Origin of the sequence: Haloarchaeobius marinus, assembly GCF_051207415.1 — an archaeon.
Lineage (GTDB): Archaea > Halobacteriota > Halobacteria > Halobacteriales > Natrialbaceae > Haloarchaeobius.
In genome coordinates this window covers 448,710-467,883 of sequence record NZ_JBPKGD010000001.1, presented here as the reverse complement: position 1 = coordinate 467,883, position 19,174 = coordinate 448,710, and the positions used below count along the sequence as shown (strand labels likewise).

At 51.2% G+C, this 19,174-nt stretch carries 15 protein-coding genes; 8 read left to right on the top strand and 7 right to left on the bottom strand.

Features of this window, described 5'->3' with window-relative positions:
* Positions 1-27 precede the first annotated feature (27 nt).
* Positions 28-423, top strand: coding sequence for a DUF8076 family protein (locus tag ACSC1W_RS02485; protein ID WP_435345104.1), 396 nt, complete (start codon positions 28-30; stop codon positions 421-423).
* Positions 424-441: 18 nt separating this feature from the next.
* Here the strand turns inward: ACSC1W_RS02485 and ACSC1W_RS02480 are convergent, their stop codons facing one another.
* The 3 genes from ACSC1W_RS02480 to ACSC1W_RS02470 all read right to left on the bottom strand — a co-directional run bounded on the left by ACSC1W_RS02480 (position 442) and on the right by ACSC1W_RS02470 (position 4,017).
* Positions 442-2,241 (bottom strand): hypothetical protein, encoded by a 1,800-nt coding sequence (locus ACSC1W_RS02480; RefSeq protein WP_435345102.1) that lies wholly within the window; start codon positions 2,239-2,241, stop codon positions 442-444.
* On the bottom strand, positions 2,234-3,466 hold the full coding sequence (locus tag ACSC1W_RS02475) for an AAA family ATPase (RefSeq protein WP_435345101.1): 1,233 nt from the start codon (positions 3,464-3,466) through the stop codon (positions 2,234-2,236). The genes ACSC1W_RS02480 and ACSC1W_RS02475 overlap by 8 nt, the downstream gene beginning before the upstream one ends.
* Before the next feature lie 353 nt (positions 3,467-3,819).
* Positions 3,820-4,017: a hypothetical protein gene (locus ACSC1W_RS02470; protein WP_435345099.1), complete on the bottom strand. Its 198-nt coding sequence runs from the start codon at positions 4,015-4,017 to the stop codon at positions 3,820-3,822.
* Positions 4,018-4,053: 36 nt separating this feature from the next.
* Here ACSC1W_RS02470 and ACSC1W_RS02465 point away from each other — a divergent pair, with 36 nt between their 5' ends.
* A complete protein-coding gene (locus ACSC1W_RS02465) occupies positions 4,054-5,463 on the top strand; it encodes an ATP-binding protein (RefSeq protein WP_435345097.1) in 1,410 nt (469 codons plus the stop codon).
* A 650-nt stretch (positions 5,464-6,113) separates the two neighbouring features.
* Here the strand turns inward: ACSC1W_RS02465 and ACSC1W_RS02460 are convergent.
* Positions 6,114-7,265: a hypothetical protein gene (locus ACSC1W_RS02460; protein ID WP_435345095.1), complete on the bottom strand. Its 1,152-nt coding sequence runs from the start codon at positions 7,263-7,265 to the stop codon at positions 6,114-6,116.
* Complete coding sequence (locus ACSC1W_RS02455; RefSeq protein WP_435345094.1) at positions 7,262-8,335, bottom strand: hypothetical protein; 1,074 nt, start codon at positions 8,333-8,335, stop codon at positions 7,262-7,264. Before ACSC1W_RS02455 ends, ACSC1W_RS02460 begins: the two co-directional genes overlap by 4 nt.
* Positions 8,336-8,445: 110 nt before the next feature.
* Between ACSC1W_RS02455 and ACSC1W_RS02450 the strand changes: the two genes are divergently transcribed.
* From ACSC1W_RS02450 to ACSC1W_RS02440, 3 genes are all read left to right on the top strand, one after another.
* A complete protein-coding gene (locus ACSC1W_RS02450) occupies positions 8,446-9,915 on the top strand; it encodes a pentapeptide repeat-containing protein (RefSeq protein ID WP_435345092.1) in 1,470 nt (489 codons plus the stop codon).
* 622 nt (positions 9,916-10,537) lie between these two features.
* Positions 10,538-10,819 (top strand): hypothetical protein, encoded by a 282-nt coding sequence (locus tag ACSC1W_RS02445; RefSeq protein ID WP_435345090.1) that lies wholly within the window; start codon positions 10,538-10,540, stop codon positions 10,817-10,819.
* A gap of 66 nt (positions 10,820-10,885) precedes the next feature.
* Positions 10,886-11,713, top strand: coding sequence for an IS5 family transposase (locus ACSC1W_RS02440; protein WP_435345088.1), 828 nt, complete (start codon positions 10,886-10,888; stop codon positions 11,711-11,713).
* Positions 11,714-11,753: 40 nt separating this feature from the next.
* Here the strand turns inward: ACSC1W_RS02440 and ACSC1W_RS02435 are convergent, their stop codons facing one another.
* Both ACSC1W_RS02435 and ACSC1W_RS02430 read right to left on the bottom strand, forming a co-directional pair.
* Positions 11,754-12,542, bottom strand: a complete 789-nt coding sequence (locus tag ACSC1W_RS02435) for a tyrosine-type recombinase/integrase (protein WP_435345087.1) — start codon at positions 12,540-12,542, stop codon at positions 11,754-11,756.
* Positions 12,543-12,859: 317 nt separating this feature from the next.
* On the bottom strand, positions 12,860-15,550 hold the full coding sequence (locus ACSC1W_RS02430; RefSeq protein ID WP_435345085.1) for a DUF1156 domain-containing protein: 2,691 nt from the start codon (positions 15,548-15,550) through the stop codon (positions 12,860-12,862).
* A gap of 113 nt (positions 15,551-15,663) precedes the next feature.
* On the opposite strand from ACSC1W_RS02430, the gene ACSC1W_RS02425 reads away from it, so the two are divergent.
* The 3 genes from ACSC1W_RS02425 to ACSC1W_RS02415 all read left to right on the top strand — a co-directional run bounded on the left by ACSC1W_RS02425 (position 15,664) and on the right by ACSC1W_RS02415 (position 18,819).
* A complete protein-coding gene (locus tag ACSC1W_RS02425) occupies positions 15,664-17,421 on the top strand; it encodes a DEAD/DEAH box helicase (RefSeq protein ID WP_435345083.1) in 1,758 nt (585 codons plus the stop codon).
* Entirely contained in the window at positions 17,414-18,604 is a 1,191-nt protein-coding gene (locus ACSC1W_RS02420; RefSeq protein ID WP_435345081.1) for a hypothetical protein, read from the top strand. The genes ACSC1W_RS02425 and ACSC1W_RS02420 overlap by 8 nt, the downstream gene beginning before the upstream one ends.
* A gap of 77 nt (positions 18,605-18,681) precedes the next feature.
* Positions 18,682-18,819 (top strand): hypothetical protein, encoded by a 138-nt coding sequence (locus ACSC1W_RS02415; protein WP_435345080.1) that lies wholly within the window; start codon positions 18,682-18,684, stop codon positions 18,817-18,819.
* Positions 18,820-19,174 lie beyond the last annotated feature (355 nt).

The following is a 19,174-nucleotide window of genomic DNA, read 5'->3' as shown; positions in this document are numbered from 1 at the left end:
ACATCCCTGTGAGACATTCGGGATGACATGAGCGATATTGACGCCGTTGCGGGGATGTACAATATCATCGTCAGCGGGGAACGCGAATCCGCAGATCACCGCGTCCCAGTCGATGAATTTCTATCCAAGTTGGAGAGCAGAGATCTGCCCGACGAGATTTGCGTCGTCGGGCTTGAGGAGGTGCTCACGGATGAAGACGATATTCGAGATCGCTTGGTCTCGACGATGCGAAAAGAGATGGATTATCTGAACAGCCAGCGCCCGCTTCCGACTATTCAGTTCGTCGTCGAGGGGGATATTCAAGGCACAGGCGATTCCTTCGAAGTCGAAATTGACGATGAGTTCTACTCTCTGCGACCAATCTTTGGCCGACAGATCAAGAAACGGGACTCGGGTTGGCTTGTTGCTCCATTCCGGATTTAATAGCCTTTCTGGCTAAAGTCACATGAGGGCCCACGGGCCTTCTGTGCTCACATGGGTCTCTCCATTCACCGATTTCAGGAAGTAGAGAGTTACTGTCCCATGATCGTCGTTCCCTTCTGAATCGTAGACCGGGACACAAGTCGTTTCATGGTTTGGGTATTTCGGATGATCTTCCTCATCGGTCTTCCCGCAGGCATCTTTGATCCGGGATTTTGTCCACCGACCCTGATCGTCGAGTTCAGGCTTGTTTGGCCCGTAGGACGAGAACACGATCGCTGAAATCACGCGATCCGCGAACGTGGCAGGATTGTTGATGCTGAACGGGCCTTTCGTATCGTGGATCTCGGAAAGGTCGCCATCAGAGACGCCACTGAGACAGAGATGTGCCTGAGTCGCGGCATCGAACACCCGGAGTTCGGGGTACTTGATTGCCAAAGTCTCGAGGAGATACCCCTCGATGATCTTCTCATAGGCTTCGCAGGTGAATTCATTGTCTGGTGAAACAATCTCGACTTCTGCCCCAGTCCGCTGTACAGGGAGGCGAACGTGCTGATATTGTGGGCACAGGAATGCCATCCGATTGGTTTCTGTCAAATAGGCATAGGCGAACATCCTGGACCGAGACTCTGATTCGTTTGCTGGGTTCTTCCCTTCACGGTAGTACTTCGAGTCCAAGACTGCGAGCGTCTCATCACCGTCCGTGAGAAGATGGTCCGGTTCGTGGCGAGCCTCAGCATTCCCTGCGAAAGGATAGATCGACGGCTCAGGTTTACATTCGATATCGCTGAGCTGGTCGAGATAGTCAATAGTCCGTATGGAGTCCACATTTCGACTGAGGACTCTGTGGGAGTAGTCTTGAAACAGCGAGTTCATGCTCAGCGCGTAGTCGACGAGCAACTCCTCGGGTCCCCCTCCGACTTGGCCGAGCAACGCAGACGCCAGAACTGACTGTGCAGTATAGAACGCCCGGCGATAATAGTTGCGCTGCCTGGGGAGATCGTGAAGGGAGAGCCGTCGATATACGCCGACCTCCTTCTGGCTGCTAGCGATGCCCATCTCTTCCATCTGTTCGACCTCTTGATGGACCATCGAGAGCAGCACGTCCTGTCGCGGATGGCTATGTCCGTCCTGGTCCTGCTGAAGTAGTCTCAGCAGCAATTTTCCAGCCATGTGGATAGCCGAGTTTACTGGATTCGCGTATTCGACCTGGGTTTCGACCCAAGTCGGTGCTGGGTTCCCGGTTGCATGATTCATCAGCGTTTGCTCCACGTCAACCGACCCGAGTCCTTCGAACCCGTTCCGACGATTGATGTGGAGATCCCGGATGAACCCGTTCCGTCGAATCGTCCTGAGCCCATGCACGTAGTTGATAGCGAGGATTGCGATGATTCGAGTGGATTCGACGCCGCTGGAGACTAGTTCACTGAGTGGGACGCCGTAGTAGGACTGAGTTCTGTCGATGTCGTAGACCGTGAGCAGCATTTCGATGACGTGCTCCCAGTCGACCTTGGGCTCGATCTGTACGTTCATCCCCGGAACCAGTCTCACGATTCCGACGATATCCGAGGGCTTGACGTGAAGCGTGTCATCGACAAGCCGAACAGACAGAACCTGTAGGGCATCCCCCTCAGTATCCTGTCCAGCGCCTATCCGCAACCGAGGACGTTTCTTGACATACTTGCTGCCTTCTCGGACGAAGTTCGCTGCTCGGAGCTCATCTTTAATCGACTCTCGATCGCACTCTTCGACGATCAGTTTGCGATTCTCCTGGACCGAGCACAACGACGTTCCGTATTCGTAGCGAACAGCCTCACTCATACGCGCTGACGCCCATCTCGCGTTCTTCCGCCTCTGCTTGCCTGTTTGCGAGGTCGACTGCTGGTGTGAGATCGAACGCCTCGAATTGGTTATCGAGCGTCTCGTAGTGACTTGCGAGACGGTTAATCTGGGGGAGAGCTGCTGTATTCAGGAGTCGCGGCGCGATGTACGTGGCGAATGCCTGGCCGACCGCAATAGCCCCTTCGCCGGCGTAGGGACCGCCGCTTCTGCAGGCGTGCTTGAGGAACTGAGTGACATCCTCGTAGTGCATGGGGCCGAACTCCATTATTCCACCCTCTCCGCTCGTCGTCGTACCTGCGTTGATTCCCTGGTGGTGAGTCTCGAAGAGTTCTTGGAGTTTGTCGAGATCGATATCCACATCGGAGCCGAGTTCCCCGATCCAACGGTCAAACAGGGCTGCTCGCTCCTCATCGCCATACGTACTGAGCTCGATCATCGCAAAGCGGCGTGTGATTGCGTTGTCCAGCTCGTTCACCGTGCGGTCCGACATATTCATCGTACAGATAATCTTGACGTTTTCGTTGAGTGTGAGTGGCTCTCCATCGTCGTCTCGGAAGATCACCTGTTCTTCGTCTTCGATGGCGGTATAGAGTGGACCAAATACCTGAGAGATGTCTGCACGGGTTATCTCGTCGATGATCACAGCCCAGTTATCATCGTATTCTTTCGCCTTCTGGATTCCCTTTGAGACACAGCCTGCTTGGCGATGATATTCTATCTCACCGTCCTTCGTCTCTGGTTGGATACTCCCAGTGATATCCGCGGGCGTCCACGTCGGCGTCGCGGTGTGAATGGAGTAGTCGATACAGGCCTCAAGTGCGAGTTGCTTGGCGAAGTAGGTCTTCCCCGTGCCTGTCGGACCATACAGAACGATTGGCTTTCCCACCTCGATTGCTGTGAGAGCGTTTTTCTTGACGGTATCGGGAACGAGCGTCTCTCCGAGGCTGTAGTTTCGTTGTGCGACGGTCTGTTTAACCTCGAATGGGGTTACACTGGAAGTCAGGACAGCTTGCTTGACTTGCTCTCGGTCGCCAGCCCGCCTCCCATCGATTTCAAGCTCGTCAACGAGATAACGAACCGCATCTGGATCAGACGTTCGATTGATGAAGTCAGTAGCATACGTCGCGCTATTCCGGATGATACCGCTGAACTCTTCCGCCTCCTCGCGGTCGTAGTTCTCGAAACTCGGCTTCCCGCTGCTCATTATCTGATGAATATCGGGGGGAACCATAAAACAACATGTGCGAATGGAAGAACGATCGAAAGCAACGTCTGCATTTTGGATGGGTAACATAAAGAAACATCACTATGCGTCTTAATCAGGGATATAAGACGAGCACCATGTCATTCGACCCAGGGTCATTCACTTCTGGCCACACCCTCATACAACGGTTAGAGCAGTACAATCCTTGGTGGGATGGTGATCGCGAAGCCAGTTTATCTGCAGAATTCTCTATGCTCAGGACTGCTTTCCACCAAACATACGAGGCTCTTCATAGGCATGACCGTCGATTTATTTCGATTAATGGGCCGGACGGGGTAGGGAAGAGCGCTCTCCTAAAGCAGCTGGTCTCTGCGCACATCGATCCAGATTTCGTAGAGAAGTTCGTTCGAGATACAGAGCGACGCGAACGGGCCCACGAACACCTCGTACCCCCCTCGAACGTTCTGTATATCCCCCTTCGAGATGACCCGGTATTCCAACTTCAGCCTGAATATCAGCTCCGAGCAGCCGTAGATCACTTCGAGACGCACGTTTTGCGGCGTCCTCGGTCGTCGCCGCACTACTTGTTGTTAGACGATCTCCACACAGTTGAACGCCCAAACAAACGCGGAAATCAAGATGTCGGTCGCTGGGAGCGCCTCCTTACGGACTTGATCGCCGAGCACGATGAACGCCGTATCGTGTTCACGGCTCTCTCGAGGGACGCCGTGCGGGAACGATTCGAGGAGACCGACATTGGAGACGTGAACGAGGGAGCACCCTGCAAGATACGCGAGCTGTATCCCATGGGCTTCACCGATTTCCTCAAGATGCGATACCGGGATATCGAACTCGCGCCAGCGGCCGAGCGGTTCGATGAGAGCGCAGTTCGGGAGGCGTTACGAGAGGCTGTCGAGAAGAGAGACGCTGACCGATTCGTAGCCGAGATTGAAGCCCAGAATGGTGATGCCATTACTGACCCTTCGACGGTCCGGAGGGAGATCGCGAATTACTGTACGAGTGGGGGAATGCTCACGCTCCGGATCGCCGGAGACGGCGTCCAGATTGACGAGGAGCGGTTTGTCGACGCAATCCGTGGACGAGACGACATCGATTTCGAAACTCACCAGCGAGAGCTACTCACGGACTTCAGAAACGACCTCCTGCATGCTGCGACGAACCTCGGAGGGGTAAAGGACGCGCTCGGCTTGGAGCGGTTTTGCGCCCTCGCTGCTCACGAACACCCGACCGGGGATGTGCGCTTCGATGGGCTGACCGACGTGCTCGATGTCGACCGTCGAACTCTCCGGGATAAGTACCTAAGCACCCTCTCACGACTCCATCTGCTTTCGGCAGCACAGGAGTACGATAATCAACGACCGCGGAAGCTCCGATTTTACCTGCGAGATCCAGGAATCACGAACGCGTTCTGTCGGAACGATCTCAATGACGTGCTTCGGCGTGAGCCCGGACTAGACGAGGCTCTGGCGAAGGCGGTCGCCTTCGATCACACGATCCGGTTATCGAACGAACTCAACCATCCATACGATCCAAAGCGGGGGGTAGTCAAGTTCTGGGTGGGGTCAAAGGGCACGGTTGATTTTGTGCTCAAGGTTAGCGGGACTCCCATTCCGATACTGTGGTCTTACAATCGATCTCTGGACGATCTCCAAGTAAGTCGGGATACTCCTGATTTCGATGCGTTACAGGAGTTCCTCAAGGGCGATGCCTACGAGAGCGAACGAGACAGAGTCGATCAGCAGATGTACAGCCCTGTGACGGACACCTTCACCAAGCGGAGACGAAACTACGTACAGCGGGACAAGTACAGAGGTAAACTCAGTGATGACGGGAAGGCTACGTTCGACGCCGAGCCATCTTTCGGGGTGGTACTTACAAATGCACGATCATCGCTGGATGATGGGATCACCGTCAATACTGACTGCTCGAAGCCGATTATCCAGGTTCCACTCTGGACGTATCTCCAGTTAAAATAACTGAATTTGAGAAATTTACACGCACAGCCACATGAACATCGAGTTATTGCCTATCCAAATCCGGGAGGCGGCATCCCGATTTTACTCGGGCTTCAATCGCCTGACATCGTAGCCTTCGGGTGATTTAACGCCCGAAACTGTCGCGTGATTTCGTCCGGGAGCCGGACGCGCCCCGACGTCGTCAAGCGTTTCGTGTTCATTTGAACACGGTGAATACTTCAATCTATGCCGGTGCGTGGTGGGAAATCGGTAGGAAGGAACCCGCAGAAGGAGAAGGGGACTCAGAAATCTCCGAGAGTAGAGTTGCTCCCAAGGGGGAGCCGGTATGAATCATTTCCGTTGGCACAATACGGGAACCAACCTGAGGAAATATTCAATCACGTTCCACCGGAACAATGGGTGGCTCGCGAAGGCGGTGAGTGATAGGGCTAATGTGAGCCAAGAGGTGCTTGATTGGCACTATGACAAGGGTACAAAATCCGAAAAGCGTGAGCGAAGGAAGGAGTTCCTCAATAAGCTGTGAGCGACCGACTACTGTGAGAAACCTTCAAAAGTAAAGTTGGCCCAAAGATACACCGACTAGGGAATCGGGGACGCATCCTGACATTTTAAACAACTGCCGTTCTTTGAACGCGCCAAACAGAACGAGCTTATACCGTTTCAAACTGATTGAGAGATGCCTGTTCCCCGTTCTCCTCAATATATTCTCTCAGGGTTCGACGTGTAGCTTCAACGTTCAATTCGAAATCTACTGCCAACTCAGTATAATCACTCCTCACAGCACCCATTGTATTCTTGGCAGTCCTCGTTCCAGTGTCGAACCGGTAATAATCGGAACCGTCATCCAATCTTGTTTGTCCATCTGTAATTGACTCAATTAGACCCATCTCTTCCCATCGCTTGAGGAGTAGTTCTGCTCTTTCTGATGCGACATTAGCGGAATTGCTATGTGAGAGTGTAGTACGAAGGTAATCCTCAAAATCCGATTTAGAGAAGTGGGTAATCTGTCCCCCGTCCCGTTTCCGTTGGCTAACCATCTCTCCAACCGTGTGCTCAGCAATGATCTCATGGTGGGATTCAGCGAAGAAGTCAGGGAGGGAGTGAACACTCTTTGCGACCTCGATTCCTTGGGAGAGATACTCTCCGAGATCACCGTCAGGTAGACACTCATCTTCATCGCGAGAACCGATTTGAGTATGTGCCTCAATTTTTTCTTTGTCGGTTTCGACAATTTTCCAGAGATATATCTCTTCAGTGAGGTCACCAGATCCTTCAAGATCCTCAATGGCCTCAGCTGATCTCCTATCTGCAGACTCCGGAACAATCAAGACACATTCGACCCCTCGATCATCGACACTCATGTTAATCTCGTCAGAAAGCAATCGAGTGTTTGACCGGATCGTCGTAGCAGCAGATGTCACTCGATTAATGGCTGTCTCCGGCCTTTCTCTTTGCCGTAACATTGTCACCGCGAGAATACTACCGGTCTCGGGATGACCAATTACTAAGTCAGGAGATTCGGAGTCCAAATTCCGAAGTGGTTCTATAGCCCTAAATTCCCACCCTGTAGAATTTGCAATCGTATTTCCGGGTAGAAAGCCCGATATTACAGTCTTTTGTTGTTCAGTGAGAGACTTTGACTCGTTTCTCTTATTTCTGTACTCTGTTTGTATCCTATCAACTTCTTGTTCGTCATCCTGAATCTCAGAGAGATGGTCATCCTTTACCCCGTCCCAATAGTCACTAGAGATAGCCTCATACCGGTCAAGGATTTCATCCCACTCCCACTCCCCTACGCTCATGCATCAAGGGAAGTGAGTTTGGCACGCTCATCAACGGCAGTCTGAACGAATTCAAAGAATTGGTAGAATGAGCCGATATCCCGCTCTTCCTTTGGGAAAATCCGGATTTCGTCTTGGTTGGCTCTAACATTGAAGAAGATGTTGTGGGTACTATCGTAAACTTTCCCTGAGAAGAATAGAGATCCCTCTTCTGAGAACCGATCGATAACGAGGTAATCATCTTCTTCGAGATCATCGATAACGTCCTCAATCTCATGGTAGTCAATCTCGTTACGTAACTGAATCACGGCAGGTTTTGAACTTGGGACGTTGAAACTATCCGAGACCCTGAGCATCCGGAATCGGGACTCTCGGTACGCGTCCGCAATTTCGAGACTCTGCTGAATGCATTCTTCTACATATTCGAAGAGTGCAGTCAGGGATCCACTTTGTAGCTTAAATACTCCGTTCTTATCGATACGGAATTTGATCGTGCCCGGGATTTCAAATTGCATAATGTGCGGTAGAACCCCTAATTCCCGCTCCCACATACGCAGGCGTTCAAGTCCGTCCTCACCGTAGTAGTTTACAGTTCTATCTAGAGCTTCCCCAAACTCAGCGGGAATCTCAGTCCGCTTCGTCCGCTTCGCCACGAACTCAGTGACTTTGGCCCCTGGCTCGCTTTCAACAATCCTCTCGCGGGTTTCACTGAGTATTCGAGGGCTCAGATACAGGTAATGGACTTTCTGAGTTCGGTTTAGAAATGGCTCGATGCCGTTTTCGATCTCTTCGGTCTTCCGTTGATCCGTGTAGAGGAAAAAGAGACCATGCTCATCATCGAACGACAAGTACGCTTCCGCACTTTTTTCTTCGCTATACTGACGCCGGATTCTTGATATCGCTCCGAAGTCTTGGGAAGTCTCCCATCCTTCTTCTCCCAGAACCTGCTCAAACTCGTCACGACTGTATTCTGTGATTCCAGAAATGATGTAGAGATCCCTATCCGACAGATTCTCATAAGACTCCGTAAGATACGCGTTGAAATCGAAGCGGTCGTTGAACCCATCCCGCTCGATCTCGAAGAGATTCATCGCCCTAGTCATTACGAAGCGGGGGAATAAATCGTTTGGTTATAACGACAGTGACCAATCGAGGAGATTGCGGGGAATCTATTTTATAGCACAGCTAAGTATCAACGGCAGTGACACCCCCAAATACGACTTGTGGTTTTCAACTTGATGTGGCGGATATCCCTGTGGGAGTAAGCCAAATTAGGTGTAACCGGGAGACTTGGCAGGATGGAAGATGTATTTTACACGCGGACTCTGAACAAAAGGAGCTCGACTCTGTATGCGAAGCGCTAGCTGATCAAGGCCCTCGAATTGATGCCCCCAAACTTCAAAATATCGATTTTGGTGATTCGTTCGACTTCTCAAAGTACACCCTCTACTGTGCAGATTTTTCGGGGGCAAATTTAGAGGGGGCGGATTTTAACGCAGCAACCTTGAGAAAAGCGAAATTCATAAATTCCACTCTTGACCACGTGGACTTTCTTGATGATGCTGACCTTTCACATGCTAAACTCACGAATTCTACTTTGAGAGATACCCGGTTTACCGGAAGTAATCTTCAAAATGCGACTCTAAAAAATACGACTGGGCTTTCAATTAAGTGCCAAAATGCCAAACTGATGGATGCAGATTTCACAGGCTCTGAGTTGTCTGACGGTAACTTTCTTGGTGCAAATCTTAGAGAAGCCACGCTTAGCCAAGTAGATCTAAGAGGCACGCTCTGTATCGGGTGTAACTTAGAACGTGCTGATCTTTCAGAAGCAGATCTGAGGGATTGTAGTCTATCCCTCTCGAAACTACATGAGGCGGACGTTCGAAACATCCAAGCGGATCACCGAACGAATTTTGGAGAGGAAGTGGGGGTTGAGGAACAAGAAGCTATAAATAATTTTGATGAGCAGCTTATAGGGATTGAAAACGAGATTTTAAACGGAGATTCTATAGGTGGATTGGATGGAAAATCATGGTATGAAGCAACCGCTGACCGGGATGCGGAAAGTCGATCGGATTCTGATCCAATAGTTCCTGTAATCGGCCGGGTTGACACTTTGAAGTACGCGGTCAAGCGATTTACAAATCGAGCATTATCCAACGAGGCTTCCAATCCCGGCAAACTAGAAACGGCTACGCATGTGTATCGTGATTACCAACGTATTTTTGAGGAGAACCAACTGCACGAAAAACGAAGAAAGTACCACATTCGACAGAAGTCTGCTCAAAGAAAAGCCGCGGTAGAAGATAGTAATTGGCTCCGTTGGTTCAAACTCGCCTTAGCCCGATTCGCGTTTCTTCACGGAGAAAGCCCTCGCAGAGTTGTTGAGTCTTCTGCATTCCTTGCCTTACTTTTTGCAGTGGTTTATCCTGTGTTCGGTGTTCAAAACGCCAAGGGTACGACATTCAATTATGTGCTTGAGCCGGCTTTCTCATGGGAAGCAGTGTACGCTACAGTGTCACTCAGCCTAGCTCGATTTCTCAATGCTCCAAACTCCGATTATCACGCAATAGGTTTTGGAAGAATCATTGTGAGTACAGAGACCGTCCTTGGCGCTCTGTTTCTAGCGCTCTTTGTATTCACCTTAGGTAGACGCGCCACAGAATAGAATTATAGGCTCTGTAGTTTCGCTAGACGGCGGTCGATTCGGGGTATTTTATCGAATATATTTCCGCCCCGAGTACGAGATCTGAACCTTGTCCAGCGGGCCTTCTCACTGATTTTACCGGAAATCGACAGACAGCAGTCGATGTAGAGTAGAAGTCACTTCAGCGACTAGCTAGAGGCGATTTCTCGCCAATTGTAGCGTCGTCTAGCGAAACTACAGAGCCGAATTATAGAATGATCAGATCACTATTGGATCTTTAATCGCTCTTTGAAGTCATGGATCTCACACTGCCTTTTCAGGGACTTCGGGTGGGTTTTTACTTCAAATACATCGGATAGATGGACGACTGTACTCTCAGTGGCAGGACAGCTGAAGTATTAAGCTGATAATCTCTATTCATAGGTGTATTTTTAGTATGTCACGCTCAAACTGATTGGGGGTGAAAAGCTTCCGAATGGTTGGATTGAGTAGAAGCACCTTTCGGATCCCTTTCCAAACGTCGTATGTTCGGATTTTAATTCCCGCTATTTTAACAGCAATTTTATATTTTTATGTTTATACTGTTTTCCAAATGACGATATGGTAAGACCGTGGACAAGAGGCTTGACAGTGTCGCTTTTTGTTGTATATCTCGGATATATTCGTTGACCAAAAAATTATAGATAAAGATGACGAATACGAATCCATATATCAAAAGTTAGAAGAAATAGAAGGGGAAATATCCAATATTCCGGATAGGGTGGATGCAGACACAGGAATGGAGAAGATAGAGAATGAGATTGGGAATCTAACTCCGCCTGAAAACTTGGAAAGGGAAAAGACAGAAAAGTTTCAGGTTAAAAAAGACCAAGCGCTATCCGAGGCAAATGCTGCGAAGGAGTTATTGACACAACGGCTCTGGTGAATCACTGGACGGCGTTGACTTCGACCTTCAGAACTAGGAAGTTGAAGCGGGAAACCGCCGATGTCCATGTCGAGGATATCCCGCTTCACGAAGAAAGCAGTGCGATTAGCTAAAAATGCTGTTGGTGGGCGAGGCGAAGTCGCCGCCCCCGAAGGGGGTGGCGGCTTCACCGACTACGCCGTCGTGTCGCTGCACTGTCTGCGGGTTTACCTAGAGAAATCCTACCGAGAGTCATTGGATTTGTTGAGCGAGATGCCGCAAATTCTCGAGGAGATCGGGCTGAATGCGGCCGATCTCCCGCATCACTCGACGTTAGTCAAGTGGTTTGATAGGATCAAGACCACGCTCTGGCGAGTGCTGCTCCGACTCTCCTCGGAGCTGCACGACCCGAGCGGACACGCCGCCATCGACGCCACGTTCTTCGACCGCGAAAACGCCAGCAAGCACTACTGTCGACGGACGAACTACCGCGTTCAAACACTGAAAGCGACGGCACTCGTCGACACGGAAACACAGGCGATCCTCGACGTTCACTGCACGACCGGCAAACCGCATGACACCCAACTCGGCTGGCAGGTCGCCCGCCGCAACGCGGGCGACCTGACCAGCCTCGCCGCCGACAAAGGCTACGACTGGATGCGATTACGCGAGAAACTCAGAGAAGAAGGCGTGAGACCACTGATCAAACACCGCGAGTTCCGGCCCATCGATCACGCGCACAACGCGCGGATCGATGGGCCTCGCTACCGGCAACGAGCGATGTGTGAAACCGTCTTCTCGACAATCAAGCGCACGCTCGGCGACGCCGTGCGTGCGCGAACCTGGTACGGTGAATTTCGAGAACTCGTCTTGATGTGTGCGGTTTACAACATCAAGCAGGCAGTGAAACAGTGAAATCACGCCAAGTCTGGCGATTCACCACGGCCGAATACTTCTATAATACCCATGTTGCTCCGAAATATCTCCCAACTCTCGTAATATCCCCATTATTAATAAGTAATATGATAACTTTGATGCCCAATAAGCGAATACCCCCAAGTGGACGTCGACCGTGTTCGTCGGTGGCTTCAGGACGTTGGTGTTCAATCCAATCCTCTATGATCCGGCAGACATCGACGCTCAGGGCAACTATTCGCTCACCCTCATTTCCGTTCTTTAGCGTAGTTCCTCTACCCGAGCGATTCCGAATCTCAAGCCGTTCGTTCTCGCCGTCGTAGTCACCCACATCAAGTGAATAGAGCGCTCCGAGGCGAATCCCCGTGTGCCACAAGAGTTCCAAGATGACGTGCCACCGTGAAGTGTACTCAAAACGCCGGAGATACGCAAGCACGTTCTCGGCATGTTCTGAGCGAAGAATCTCTTCACTTTGCTCATCATCCTTCTTCAGCACCGGCATCACGATCTTGTCGTGAAGCCCTTTCTCAACGGAGTCAATGGATTCACACCACCTCAGGAAGATACGGAGCGCATCTAATTGTCCCCGGAGTGTGATGGGCTTCAGATCGTTCTCATCCCGACGCCACGTCTTGAACTCTTGGAGTTTCCGCCCCGTGAGATCATTCATATTGTCTATGCTCGCTTCTTCAGCACACCACCGAACGAAGTGCTTGAGACGGTAGTGATACCCGGAGAGGGTACTCTCGGAAACTTCGTGTTTCCGTGCCTCAAGATACATCTCCTTCGCACGTTCCGGTGATATGGGTTCTAGCTCGCGTTCGGTCATTTCTTACCACCGAAACGCTTGAGCGACACCGAGAGCGTCTGCCCAGCTCAGCACGGGGAAATCACCCGACAGCGTAGAGCTTTCCCCGGTTCAAATCCGGGAGGCGACATCCAATTTCTACGCAATTTTCATTCGCCGGACAGCGTGGCCTTCAGGCGGTTTCACGCTGGAAACTGTCGCGTGGTTTTAACCGAGACCAGGACGCGCCCCGACGTCATCAAGCGTTTTGTGTTATCTGAACGCAGGAAACACTTCAAGCTATGCCGGTGCGCGGCGGGAAATCAGCTGGAAGTAACTCTCAGAAGGAGAAGGACGGCTTAGAAATCTCCAAGTGTAGAGTCGATTCCGAGGATACGCCGGTAGGTGTCATCCCCAGTCGCGTCGGCTAACCCTTCACAGAGTTCGCGTAGTTCGTCATCGACGTCCCACTTTGAGAGAAGATTCTGTGTTGACTTATCCTGCTCATAGCGGTAGCGAAGGAATTGCGCCTTGTCAAGCGCATTCAGGGTTTCATTGCTGTCACCATTCACTCGGTCTTGGATATAGGCCATGCGTTTCTCATCGTCCCATGTTCCGAGAATGAATTTCCCGTTCTCTCTCCGGTAAAGATTCATATCTTTCATCTGTTCGGTGCTTGCATTCGTTCCCCGCGTCAATTTGTTCAAGTCGTTGTAGGTGGCGTCGGGCGTTTCAAGAAGATCAAGGAAAACATCTATTTCACCAATATCACTACCTTGTTGGATTATTCCGTAAATCTCGTCCACGACTTCTTTAGCGGACATTATTTCACCCGCCCTTTGCACCGTGCCGTGGTACTTCGAATACTCCCGGAAACATTCCCCCATCTCAATCACGCCAATATCTCCTCTAGAGAGTTCTCGGTCGCTATCTTCTAGTCGGCGTTGTGTTCGTTGGGCAGTCCGGTAGATATCGCGCCGAAGGGAGTTCCAACTGATCGAACCACGTTCCTCAATTGGTCTACCAACGACTACTATATCAAACGCAACTGAGTCTCCTGCTCCTATTTTCGTGCCGTGTTTCTGTAGGTCGGCATTGATTGGATACGTTGCTGTAATTTCGAATCCGACATCACATAGAGCCTCAAGTAACTCACCCCAAGATTCGGAGTCACTATGATGATATGTGAATGCTAAGACCCCATCATCTACCAAGGCATCGCTTATTGCTCCAAACGCTTCGCGTAGATCTTCTTCAAATTCAGCTGCACCCTTACCCTGTGCGGGGTTTGCCACGATACTTTCGGCTCCCGGTGTTTGTTGAGGTTGAAACATCTCATATTCGTCTTTCAGGAGTAGTCGAAGCCACGCATAGTAGTAATTCGAGATCTCGGAGTAGATGACATTATCGTAGTACGGTGGATCCGTGATTACTGCATCAAACTCTGAATCGTAATCCATTTTCCTCGCATCAGCCTGTTCAATTTTTGAATTTTGTCCAATAGGAGTTGCAAATGGGGGTGTCTCAACCGTGTCCCCATTCTGTATATAGCGCTCAGTTGGGTTGTTGGCGTATTCTATAGCTCTCTCAATCATATCGAACATAGCGCTAAATGAACCTGCACCTTGCTCAGCACCCCACACGTTATTTTCAAGAGGCTCCTGAGGGACGTCAAATGAGTTCGTACTAAACATATGTACAATTTTGTTGTATCCATATTGATACCGTGTCAGCATCGTATTGTAGCTCAGAGAGTCGCTAAAGGCGAGTAAGAGGAACTCCTTAGCATTTTGATCGTCAACATCATCAATTGCATTCAATAGCTTTGCCAACAGCAGCAACTGCCGGTCATTATACAGGTCCCGCCACTCAGAATAACCATGAGCAAGTAGGTTATGACCCCCACCAATACTCCCCTCAAACGCAGTACTATCAGTCATAATACCGACTGGGATCTCGGTGTCAGGGATATATTTTTCTAGCGCAGTTGAATTCTCAAGTTCCAAACTTGCCTTGTCGTAAAGCTCTTTTTCCCTCTTTCCCGCAGTCTTGTATCCCTTCACCTTCTCTTTCGATAAACCATTCTCCTTGCAAGTGGTACAGTAGTATTCGACCGCGAAGAGTGATTTATCCGCCCCACCCTGTTCCTTAACAGCATCAATTATCTTATACTTTTGGCCACATTCTTGACACGAATAGTTCCCACGTCCGATGTTCCCTTCACTCGGGTTATAGGTGTAGCCGCATTCCCCGCAAATTGTTTCAGACTGCCAATCATCCGCACGAATTATTGAATTACAACTAGGGCAGAACACATCATACTTCGTACCGTCTGCGTACCGTGCTTTTCCGACACGGTAATCTTTCAACAATGGGACTGAGCTACCGCAGGTCGTGCAGTCAAGCTCCTTCATCCAAAAATTATACATTACGTTTGCATCGTGCGAAGAATCGTTCGGACAGTCGGTACGATAATAAGATCGAATCTCGTCTGCGACGTCCTCTTTTACATCTTCGTATGCTGATTGAACCTCGTCAACATCTGTTTGTCCGGCATCAAGCTCTTTTTTTGTGATAAACCAAGCAACCGGGTTGAGATCGGAACCAATTGACTCGGCTCCAAAACGGGTGGCCTCAACAATCGAAGTTCCGCCCCCCATAAATGGGTCAAGGATTCTCTTGTCATGAATGCGAACATCCTTCGGATAAAGTTCCCACAGACTCTCCGGGTCTGCCATCTCCACGTTATCAATCAACTCATGGACTTCGCTATGTCCCCCACCATAGTCGCTTAGTGAGCCGTTCTCGCCCGGTTCTCGAACCTCAATCTTCTCAGGGTCATCTAGCAAAGAATAGAGAAGAATGGAACGGAAAACACAGCCAAGTCGCCTTGCCCACCACTTATGCATAGTATATACTGGCCTATACCATTGCTTCGCCCGCGATTCCTTTTCGGCGATCTCGTTAATCCGCTCAATAGGGAAACCCCGTTCTATCGGGAGTTCTTTCCGTTCACTTCGTTCAGCAGAGCGATTCGCTTCGTGAGACATTGTAGATATACCTTTTCATCCATCGGAGTCTCATAAATCCACACACTTCGCGGCTACCCCCAATGTGATTCTTCTACACAACCTATTTGACGACCTACCTGTTTCGTTGAACCATGGAAAAGCAGGACCTCGTCGACATCGAGGTCACGCACGATGACCCGGACGACATTGTCAACTCCTATTCCTCTGGAATCGCGGATTTTCCGTTCCACCGGCAGACAGTTGTCGCGAATCGCCTCCTTGCTGGCCAGCCTGATACCGAATTGCGGTCTCTCTCTCGCGTCGATGAAGAGGAGGTCAAACTCCTCGAACACCAAGTTGACGCTGCCCACAGAGCCCTCTTCGAGATGGATGGAAAGGCGCTCCTCGCTGACGAAGTCGGCCTCGGAAAGACGATCGAGGTCGGTATGATTCTGAAGGAAATGCACTATCGCGAGACCGACGACTCGGTGCTGATCCTCACTCCGGCGCAGCTGGCCAAGCAGTGGCAGGGTGAGCTCCTTGAGAAGTTCGGTCTTGAGTTCGTCTGCAACTACGACGATGAGTTCCAGGGATTCGACGCCCACAACCGCATCATCGCCAGCATCGACACCGCAAAGAGCGACCGACACCGAGCGACCGTGCTCGCTCGCGACTGGGACGTCCTCGTCATGGACGAAGCTCACTACGTCAAAAACGAGGAAACCGATCGCTACGACCTCATCGACAAGCTCACCTACGACTACGCGTTCTTCCTCACGGCGACACCCATCCAGAACGAGCTAACCGACCTCTATAACATCGTCTCCTTGCTCCGCCCCGGCTTGTTCGGCAGTCGGGACACGTTCCATCACTACTTCGTGAACAGTAGCCAGGAGACGCTGGTGAACCGGGACGAGTTACAGCGGCGGTTGGGTCAAGTGATGATCCGGAACCGACGTGAAGATACGGATATCGACTTCACGGATCGTATCATCGACACGCGGACCTTCGAACCGAGCGGGGCGGAGAAGGAACTCTACGAGGCAGTGACGGAGTACGTGCGCGGGGCGTACAGCCAGGACAGCGGCCAGAAGTTGGTGTTGATGCTGCTCCAGAAGGAGGTGGTCAGTAGTCCGGCAGCGCTCGAACAAACGGTTCTCAAACAGCTTGACGAACAGAACGAGCTAACTCACCGAGACGAACTCGAAACTATCCTCGATAAGATCGACGCGATTGAGACGGTTACAAAGCAGGACCGGCTGTTCGATATCGTCGAAGAAGTCCGTGAGAATGTCGAGATGGGCCGCGTTATCGTGTTTACTCAGTTCCGACCGACCCAGCGCCAGGTCCTCCAAGCGCTGGACGAGCAGGGATACACGACTCACGCGTTCCACGGCGGACACTCGAGCCAAGAAAAGGAAGACATCGTGGACCAGTTCCGCGAGGAGGGTGGTGTCCTCGTGTCCACCGACGCGATGAACGAGGGCCGTAACCTCCAGTTCTGCAATATCATGGTCAACTACGATCTGCCGTGGAACCCGATGAAGGTCGAGCAACGAATCGGACGGATTCACCGTATCGGACAGAAGCGCAAGGTCTACGTCTTCAATATGGGGCTGAAGGGAACCATCGAGGAGTACGTGCTGGATCGACTCTACCACAAGATCGATCTCTTCCAGCAGACGGTTGGTGAGCTGAGTACGATCCTCACTCGTCTCGAGGACTCCGGCCGGAGCTTCGAAGACGAAATCTTCGAGCGGCTTACTAACGCCGACTCCGAGGTTGATCTCGAGAATGATTTCGACTCGATGGCGATCGATCTCGAGGAGCAACAGAACCTTTCACAGAAGGTCGAGGAGTTCAACAGCGGCGTTTTCGAAAGCTTCGACCTGGGGGCGGACAATGACTGACGCTACGCATCCTGTGACTCAATCCGCTCTGGAGAGATTCACTCGCGACTACTTCAATGGACTCGGTGCCTCGATTCAGGATAACGGTGATCGGTGGCAGGTTCGCTTACCAACTCACGTCAGCGTGGCGTTTGCTGACAGCCAGGAGTTAGAGGTCTTGTTAGGTGAGCGTGACACTGCGAAGAACGACAGTGCTGTGGTCCTCTCTCCGGAAAGTGAATTCACTCAGCAGTTGCTTGACGAGGCTGCGGAGATGGCCACCATTGGGCAGTTGGCTCTTACAGAAGACCTGATTGATGGCGACCATCGGTATCCCTCATGGATTACAGAGAGTGATGTTTCAGTGGTGGAGTCTAGCTTTAACCCATATTACGACCGAACCGCAGTCTGCGTGTTCGTTAAAATTGGTTTGGAGACAGTAAGCGAGTACCAGACGCAATTCTTGGAGGCGGTTACAGTGGATGTCGAGTCGGAACAGCAACTTCCAGGGATTTCGGAGATTCTCATTGAGGGCTTCTTTGTGCCTGGAGAGTCATTGTCCTCCGGAACGACAGAATATGGCGTGGACGAGAGTTTGGGGGTGTCTTCTACGAAGCTTGCAAGTGCGATTTCAGCCGGACAAAAGGCTGCAGTAGAAGCGGTGCGAGATAAGATAGCGGAGGTTCGCCAATCGGCCTCTCGCTCTTCTGATTCAGAATTCGAGGAGTATCGACAGTTGCAAGAGCAACGCATCAATGAAATAGGGAATGAGATCAATCAACTCTCTGACCGGCTTCAGGATCTCACTACAGATGTCGATGGTGCCGAGTCCCAACAAAAGCGTGTCGAGGCACTTGAGAAGCGCCGAGAACTGAAAAACGATAAGGAAGACCTGGAGACGGAACTCGAGAATATCCTTCAAGAGAAAAAGAGGGGCTTTGCACATAAACGCGAGAAGATATACGAGCGGCACGCTATCGAGATTACCACCAAGCCGGTTTCTTCAACCCTTGTTGCCTACGAACGAGGGGAAATAGAACTCACTGTAAGTGAAGGTGATCGAACTGCCTCAATCCAAGCCCCGTATGCGATCGGAGCAGGTGTGCCAGATGAAATAAAGTGCGAGTCCTGTCAGTCCCACCTTTCTGCGGAGAATCCAATAGTTATTCCAGCAGGAAAGATTCAGTGTAAAGACTGTTCCTGACACATTATGATTGTTCTCGATACAAACTAGCTGATCCGCTTTTAATCCTGCCGACTCCTGTCAGCCCCGACTACTCTTTGGAGGGCAACCCCTTCCACGAGTTCGCGAAGTTCTACGTCAACCACCCTGACTGCATCGACGACGTCGAAGCAGGCGGTGGGCTGTACCTCGAGGACAAGCGACGGGACTGTCAGCAGTCGATGGTCGATTCGTAGCGGTCATGGCTTGCGTTCGAGTTGCGTTGCGTCGTAGGTATACCGTTTGCGGGGTTGCTTACGGCGTCTTGTGGGACGTCACTGGAGAGGTAGTGCGGAATGCCGGCGTGGCGATATGCGTGCGAGCAGCCATTCGATGGGCACTTGGTCGCCGACTTGTTGGATCCCGCCGCTGGGTAGCCGTCGATGCCCCTGCCGTGTGGACAGCCCTGTCCAAATTCGCACAGTCGGGACCAGCTATAGGCAATCTTCGAGATGGTCGAGAACCCAATCCGTACATTGTGCGTGGTCATGAGAGGGTTCCTCCCGTACTCGTCGGTCACGTCTTTGCGGTGGACGGTGATGTATTTGTTGA